The organism is Paraburkholderia sp. SIMBA_053 (assembly GCF_046534895.1).
Lineage (GTDB): Bacteria > Pseudomonadota > Gammaproteobacteria > Burkholderiales > Burkholderiaceae > Paraburkholderia > Paraburkholderia caledonica.
Genome location: NZ_JAWRXU010000348.1, coordinates 1 through 318, shown reverse-complemented (window position 1 = coordinate 318; position 318 = coordinate 1). Strand labels below are relative to the sequence as shown.

The 318-nt window shown below is 60.7% G+C and carries 1 protein-coding gene; it reads left to right on the top strand.

Annotated features, from left to right (window positions below; all coding sequences use genetic code 11):
• Positions 1-318: molybdopterin dinucleotide binding domain-containing protein (locus SB753_RS35945; RefSeq protein ID WP_410804860.1), on the top strand; the 318-nt coding region annotated here is incomplete at both ends.

The window sequence follows — 318 nt, the reverse complement described above, 5'->3', positions numbered from 1 at the left end:
GAGGCTTAGTCGGGCAGACGCGACAATTCGAGGCATAGCCCATCGCGACCTCGTCAAGGTTTACAACGACCGGGGCGCAGTGATCTGCGCGGCCGACGTCTCGCCGCTGGTCAACGCGGGAGTAGTCAAGTCGTACGAGGCGAGCGCCGAATTCAAACTGATTGAAATCGAAGGCGAGCGCGTCGAAATCGGCGGTTGCATGAATATGCTGACCCCCGACCGGTCTCAAACTGCCGGCACGAGCAGCATGAGCCCCAACTCCTGTCTCGTGCAGGTCGAAAAGTGGAGAAGTGCCGAGGCGTTCAAGCTCGGTCGCGC